Consider the following 6,280-nt stretch of genomic DNA (forward strand, 5'->3'; position numbering starts at 1 on the left):
GCCGGCGTCGTCGCGGCCGCCGCCGGGCTCGCGCTCGCCCCGTCCCTCGCGTCGAGCCTCGCGTCGGCGGTGCGGGATCCGGGCGCCCACCTGCCCGCCATCGCGACGTTCGTCGTCGCGGCGTCCGGCATCACCGTCGGCGGCCTGGGCGCGGCGTTCTGCGCGCTGGTCGCGGGCGTGCTGGTGCACCTCGCCCTCCGACCGCGCCGGGCACCGCGTGCCAGACTCGATCGACACGAGGAGCGAGACCCCGCATGAGCCACGACCCCACCTCCCCCGCACCCGGGACGGATGCCGCCGAGCCCGGAGCGGATGCCGCCGCGGCGCCCCGCGACACCGAGCTGCAGAGCACCACCTGGACGCTGGTGCTCGCCCTGAGCGCCGAGCAGGTATCGGGCGACGGCACCACGTCCGCCCGCCTGGCCGAGGCGCACGCCGCCTTCGAGCGGCTGCTGCCCGCCGACCACGTCGTCGTCCGCTGGACGCGCGCGGTCGGCCGCGAGATGACCGCCGAGGCCCGGCTCTGGACGCGATGGGAGCTGTTCACGCCCACGGTCGCGACGCCGCTGAAGCTCTGGTCGGAAGGCTACGTCGACGAGACGTGGTTCGCGGAGCGCGTCGAGGACGACCCGTTCGTGCCCGTCGTCATGAAGGCGCCCGAGGGCCGGGCGGGGGTCGGGGCGTGAAGGTCCTCGTCACCGGATCCCGCGGCAAGGTCGGCCGCGCGGCCGTCGAGGCGCTCGTCGCCGCCGGGCACGACGTCACGGGGGTCGACCTCGTGCGTCCCGTCTTCGACGCGGGCGTCGTCGTCCCCGGCCGCTACGTGATGGCGGACCTCACCGACCAGGGCGCCGCGTTCGCGGTCGTCGCCGGGATGGACGCCGTCGTGCACGTCGCCGCGATCCCCCAGCCCACCGGCAACCCGGCCCACGTCGTGCTGCAGACGAACCTCATGTCGACGTTCCACCTGATCGAGGCGGCCGTCCGGCTCGGCGTCCCGCGCTTCGTCAACATCTCCAGCGAGAGCATCGTCGGCAACTTCTTCCCCGAGCGGCCGTTCCTCCCCGACTACGCGCCGGTCGACGAGGACCACCCGCTGCACCCGCAGGACCCGTACGCCCTGTCGAAGGCCTTCGGCGAGCAGCTGATGGACGCCGCCGTGCGCCGCTCCGACATCCGCGTCATCTCGCTGCGCCCGAGCACCGTGCACAACGACGACAACTACGCGACGAACCTCGGGCCGCAGGTGCGCGACGCGTCCGTGCTCACCGCGAACCTGTGGAGCTACATCGACGCGGACGACCTGGCCGACGCGATCGTCCTCTCGGTCGCCTCCGACCTGCCGGGCCACGAGGTCTTCTACATCGCCGCGGCCGACAACGCGGGCGGCCACGACTTCGCCGCCGAGCTGCGCCGCCACTACGGGGACGCCATCGAGCTCCGGTCGCTGGAGCGCGTCGACTCGTCCGGCATCTCGACCGCGAAGGCGCGCCGCCTCCTCGGCTGGGAGCCGACCCGCAGCTGGCGCGACCACCTCGACGCCGACGGGAACGCGCTGCCGGGGGTGGGCGCCGCGCGCTGATCGGCGCGCGGCCCTCACCGCAGCGGCTGCATCCGGACGGCTCCGGGCGCTCGGCGGCGAGCGCGCGGGCGAGCGTCGTCACCCCCTCCGCACGTGCACGTCGGCGACCAGCCCGGGTCTCCTCGGGGACGCCACGGACGCCCTCCCTGGGCTCTCGCGGATGCATCGTGACGAGCCGCTGGACGATCGGGATCCCGCGTCGCTGGGCCTGATCGACGATTCGGTGGGGTCGTCCCGGCGTCCGGCGGTGCCTCAGACCGGTCGGCGCGCGAAGAGGCCGAGGGCGTAGGCGAGCAGCATGCCGCCCATCGCGAGGCCCGCGATCACGGCGACGAGCTCGGCCGCGGCGGTGAGGAGCCCGACGGCGCCGAGCACGACGAGCATCGCTCCCAGCCAGGTGAACATGCGCTCGTGGAAGGCCCAGGCGAAGGGCAGGAAGTGCAGCCCGACCACGAGCACGATCAGGGCAGGGCGGAGCTCTCCACGGCCGGCGGCGACCAGCGCGTCCGTGCCCACCCGGATGAGGGCGAGCTCGCCCACGACGCAGAGCAGGTACACGCCGATCGCGACCCGCGACGGCGGCACGAACCGGCCCAGGCCACGAGGTCGGACGAACAGCATGCCGAGCGTCGCCACGACGAGCACGACGACGAGGACCTGGACCGCCACGGCTGCCGCGTCATCCAGGCCGCCCGCGTACGAGAAGACGAACGTCGCGGCGCCCACGAGACCGGCCAGCGCCCCGATGCGCCGAGGGTCGACGAAGCGGGGAGGCGTCCCCGCGCGATCCGTGCGGGCGCCCTGTTCCATGGGGCGAGTGTAGGACCGGGCTCCCCGGGAGCGGGGAGCGGGGTGCCGGGTGCCGGGACCTGGAAACCCCTCTATGCGGGTGGTGACGGCAGGGCGCTGGGGCCGCATGCTGGGGTCATGGGGATCCGAGCCACGAGCGTGTCGCTGCTCCTGGTCGGCGCCGCGCTCAGCGGCTGCGCCGCCGGTGCCGATGACGTCTCCGCGGGGACGGGGGCGACCTCGGCGACGCCTGCCCCGGTGGACGAGCTGACCGCGCGCACGTTCGTCATGGACACCGGTGACGGGGCCGAGCTCTGCCTGGGCGGCGTCGGCGAATCCCTCCCTCCGTCGTGCGGCGGACCCGACGCCGTCGGGTGGGATTGGGCCGCGGTGGAGGACGAGGAGACCCTGTCGGGCAGCACCTGGGGCCACTACGAGGTGCACGGCACCTGGGACGGCACCGCCTTCACGCTCACCCGCACGCCCGTTTCGTACGACCCTCGAGCCGCATCGACGCCGCTCCCCGATCCCACGCCGGGCGTCCCCGCGGACCCGGCGGCGATCGCCCGCGCGATGGAGGACCACTCGAGCGCCATGGGCACGCCCGGCGGGCCGCTCTGGCTCGGCGAGTACCAGGGTCGCGTGTCGGTCGGCGTCATCCACGACGACGGCACGCAGCAGGCGGCGGCGGATGCCGAGTACGGGGAGGACGTCGTCGAGATCCACTCGGCGCTCCGACCTGCGGAAGGCGACTGACCCGATCGCCACGACGACGCCGACCTCGTCGGACGCGGTGATCGTCGCGCGATCGGACGGGCTCACCACGCGACCGCTTGCATCGTCGCCGCGCTCGCGCTGACGGATCGCGCGCGAGCGGAACCCACTGATGTGCTCTCCCGCCAGCTGTTCGCCGTCCAGGACCCTCTCGTGGATGCGCTCGCGGACTCGACGCGCTCGTCGCGCACCTCGCGGCCACGCACGAGGTGACCGTCGTCGACGGCGCCGACCCCGGCATCGCGGATCCCCATCCGGACGCCGTGCGCACCGTGCGCCTCGTCCGCCGTGACGGCACGGGCCGGGCGATGGTGCTCGAATGGACCTCCTTCCCCGGAGTCATCGTCCACGTGCCCGGTCGGGGGCCCGCCACCCACGCGGCGTCCGCGTACCCGCCGTGCGGCTGCGACGCGTGCGACGACACGTGGGATCAGCTGGCGGACGGCTTGGAGGACGAGGTGCTGAAGCTCGCGGGCGAGCGCCCGGCGTCCGTGGAGCCCTCCCTCCCCACGTTCGACCGCCGACGCCAGGCCGGCCGACGCTGACCGCCCGTCGCTGACCGCCCGGCGCTGACCGCCCGGCGCCGCCCGTCGTCGGCCGCGCCCCCGCGTCGGTACGCTCACCAGGTGAGCAGCGCCGGGGATCCCATCGACCCGGGCGCCGCGCACCCCGGGTCCGCCGCCGGCACCACCCCGGGTGGCATCGAGGCCGCGGTCGCCGACGCCACGCCCGTCCCCGCATCGGGCACCTCCACGACCGCGGTGGGCGCCGCGCTCCAGGTCGGGACGATCGTGAGCGTCAGCCTGGGGTCATCGCTCGCCGGGCTCGTGATCCCCGTCGTCGGCGCCGTGATCGTCGTCGCCGCGCGCCAGGTGATGATGGCGGCGCTCGTGCTGCCCGTCGCACGGCCGCGGATCCTCCGCATGACCCGCGCGCAGCTCGTGCCCGCGGTGCTGCTCGGCCTGTCGCTGTCCCTCATGAACCTCTCGTACTACGCGGCCGTCGACCGGCTCGGCCTCGGGATCGCAGCGACCATCGAGTTCCTCGGGCCGCTCTCCATCGCGCTGATGGCCGCCCGCCGCCTCCTCGACGCCGTGTGCGCGCTCGTGGCGGCGGTGGGCGTGGTCGTGCTCACCGGCCTCGAGGGGCGGATCGACCCGTTCGGGCTGGTCTGCGCGGTCACCGCCGCGGTGTCCTGGGCGGCGTACATCGTCTGCACCCGCCGGGTCGCGGAGCGCCTGCCCGGTCTCGAGGGGATCGCCGTGGCGAGCCTCGTGAGCGTGGTCGCGCTGGGCCCCTGGGCGCTCGCCACGCTCGACGTGACCGCGCTCGACTGGCGCGTGGTCGGCCTCCTCGCCGCCATCGGCCTGCTGTCGTCGGCGGTGCCGTACTCGCTCGACACCGTGATCCTCCGCCGCATCACGCCGCGCCTGTTCGCCGTGCTCACGAGCCTCAGCCCCGTGGTCGCCGCCGTCCTCGGCGTGATCGTGCTGCAGGAGACGCTGACGCCCGTCCAGCTGGGGGCGATCGTGGTCGTCTGCACGGCGGCCGGCGTCGCCATCGCGACCCGGGCTCCGGCGGCTCCGGCTGCTCCCGCGGCTCCGACTGCTCCGTGACGCGCACAGCCCCCGCCGCCGGTCCAGGACCGGGAGCGGGGGCTGTCTCCGCGTCGAGCGCGGCTTCGGGGCGTCGCCGGAGGATCAGCCGACGCGGTGCACGCGCGGGTCCTTCGCGCCGTAGCCCGGAGCGTGGTACGGCCGGTCGTACGCCCACCGCTGCCCGTTGTAGACGGTGAAGGGCGAGGGAGCGAAGTTGGCGCCCGTGATCCTGCTGGTGCAGTCGTTCACGAAGGTGATGGTCGCGCCGTAGGCCTTGCTCCTGTTGGTGATGGGCACCTTCCACGTCAGCTTGTTGTGGCCGGGCCATCCCACGCCCTGGCACGTCGTGACGCCGGTCGCCCTCGACGTGACGAGGGCGCCGCCGACGTCGCCCGTCTCGTCGCTGATGTAGAGGTCGATGGAGCCCGTGCGGAGCGGGACCGCGGCGCTCACCTCGCCCGAGCCGTGGACCCCGGCCGCCTGCGCCGGCGATGCGGCCGCCACGGAGGCGAGGGAGAGGAGGACGGCGCCGACGGCGAGCGCGGTGCGCCGGCGCCAGCGCTTCGCGGAGGATGCGGGGGTGGGGGACATGGGGACCTTCCGAGTCGGGACAGCAGGGTGCACATCCGTGCAGGTGACCTGAACGATAGGACTCGCGGGTCCAGAGAGGATCCTGTCGTCCACAGCCGTCCGAGCGGTGCGGCCTCGCTGACGGCGTCAGCACCGGGCAGGTGCTCCGCACGGCGACGGCCCCCGCTCCCCAGCCCGAGGAGGGCGGGGAGCGGGGGCCGTCGCGGACGGGTCCGGTCAGCCCCGCGAACGGTGCGAGCCCGTGATGTTGGTGAGGTAGGTCTGTCCCGGCGACGCGACCACGAAGGGATGGTCGACCGACCTCATCCTCGCGAACGAGGCCGAGCAGCTGTTGACGACGCCGAACTGGATGCTCGTGACGCCGGAGGGGATGGGGACGGCGTTCCAGCCCGTCCTCGCCGGGATGCAGGTCACCTCCTGGCCCGCGACCCGGATGATGCCGGTGTAGCCCAGCGAGGGGGCGATGTAGACGTCGATCCCGTTCCAGTGACCGGGGTGGAAGGACGCCTCGGGCGCCGCCTGGGCGGGCGACGCCACGACGACGGAGGACAGGGCGAGGAGGGCGGCTCCCGCCACCAGGGTGACGCGACGGAGACGTCGGCGGGCGCCGGTGCGGGGCAGGGCGGATGACATGGGGACCTTCCTGATGGGGGACCGGCACGATCGTGACGGACGCGGAGAGCGTAGGAGCGCCCCGTCACCTCCGGCGGCGTCGCTGCACAGGCGCCGGGAGGCGGCGCGGCCGCGCCGATCCCGATGCCGCCCCCTCCCCGCTCCCCGCCCCGGCACCGAGGCGCCGCTGCCGTCCGGACCGGGAGCGGCGTCAGCGCCCGGCGAGCTCCGCGAGCACCTCGGCGAGCTGGCCGACGGCCCAGACGAGGTCCTCCTCCTCCACCACGATGGGCGGCGCGAGGCGGATCGTCGAGCCGTGCGTGTCCTTCGCGAG

At 74.6% G+C, this 6,280-nt stretch carries 8 protein-coding genes and 1 pseudogene; 6 read left to right on the forward strand and 3 right to left on the reverse strand.

What is annotated here, in order from left to right:
- From Q6969_RS11890 to Q6969_RS11900, 3 genes are all read left to right on the forward strand, one after another.
- Positions 1-258: benzoate/H(+) symporter BenE family transporter (locus Q6969_RS11890; RefSeq protein WP_317230628.1), on the forward strand; the 258-nt coding region annotated here is incomplete at its 5' end.
- On the forward strand, positions 255-686 hold the full coding sequence (locus tag Q6969_RS11895; RefSeq protein ID WP_317230629.1) for a hypothetical protein: 432 nt from the start codon (positions 255-257) through the stop codon (positions 684-686). The genes Q6969_RS11890 and Q6969_RS11895, both read left to right, overlap by 4 nt.
- Positions 683-1,582 (forward strand): NAD(P)-dependent oxidoreductase, encoded by a 900-nt coding sequence (locus Q6969_RS11900; protein ID WP_317230630.1) that lies wholly within the window; start codon positions 683-685, stop codon positions 1,580-1,582. Before Q6969_RS11895 ends, Q6969_RS11900 begins: the two co-directional genes overlap by 4 nt.
- A 252-nt stretch (positions 1,583-1,834) precedes the next feature.
- Here the strand turns inward: Q6969_RS11900 and Q6969_RS11905 are convergent, their stop codons facing one another.
- Positions 1,835-2,392 carry a DUF7010 family protein gene (locus Q6969_RS11905; protein ID WP_317230631.1) on the reverse strand — a complete coding sequence of 186 codons (558 nt, stop codon included), beginning with the start codon at positions 2,390-2,392 and terminating at the stop codon, positions 1,835-1,837.
- A 117-nt stretch (positions 2,393-2,509) separates the two neighbouring features.
- Here Q6969_RS11905 and Q6969_RS11910 point away from each other — a divergent pair, with 117 nt between their 5' ends.
- From Q6969_RS11910 to Q6969_RS11920, 3 genes and pseudogenes are all read left to right on the forward strand, one after another.
- On the forward strand, positions 2,510-3,127 hold the full coding sequence (locus tag Q6969_RS11910) for a hypothetical protein (protein ID WP_317230632.1): 618 nt from the start codon (positions 2,510-2,512) through the stop codon (positions 3,125-3,127).
- Positions 3,128-3,330: 203 nt separating this feature from the next.
- Positions 3,331-3,690 (forward strand): annotated as a pseudogene (locus tag Q6969_RS11915) (DUF6226 family protein); the annotation flags it as partial.
- Positions 3,691-3,771: 81 nt separating this feature from the next.
- Positions 3,772-4,761, forward strand: a complete 990-nt coding sequence (locus tag Q6969_RS11920; protein ID WP_317230633.1) for an EamA family transporter — start codon at positions 3,772-3,774, stop codon at positions 4,759-4,761.
- 84 nt (positions 4,762-4,845) lie between these two features.
- Here Q6969_RS11920 and Q6969_RS11925 read toward each other — a convergent pair whose 3' ends face one another.
- Both Q6969_RS11925 and Q6969_RS11930 read right to left on the reverse strand, forming a co-directional pair.
- A complete protein-coding gene (locus Q6969_RS11925; RefSeq protein WP_317230634.1) occupies positions 4,846-5,334 on the reverse strand; it encodes a hypothetical protein in 489 nt (162 codons plus the stop codon).
- 216 nt (positions 5,335-5,550) lie between these two features.
- Positions 5,551-5,967 (reverse strand): hypothetical protein, encoded by a 417-nt coding sequence (locus Q6969_RS11930; protein ID WP_317230635.1) that lies wholly within the window; start codon positions 5,965-5,967, stop codon positions 5,551-5,553.
- Between the last annotated feature and the right edge of the window lie 313 nt (positions 5,968-6,280).

Source organism: Clavibacter sp. MX14-G9D (assembly GCF_032917815.1).
Classification (GTDB): domain Bacteria; phylum Actinomycetota; class Actinomycetes; order Actinomycetales; family Microbacteriaceae; genus Clavibacter; species Clavibacter michiganensis_K.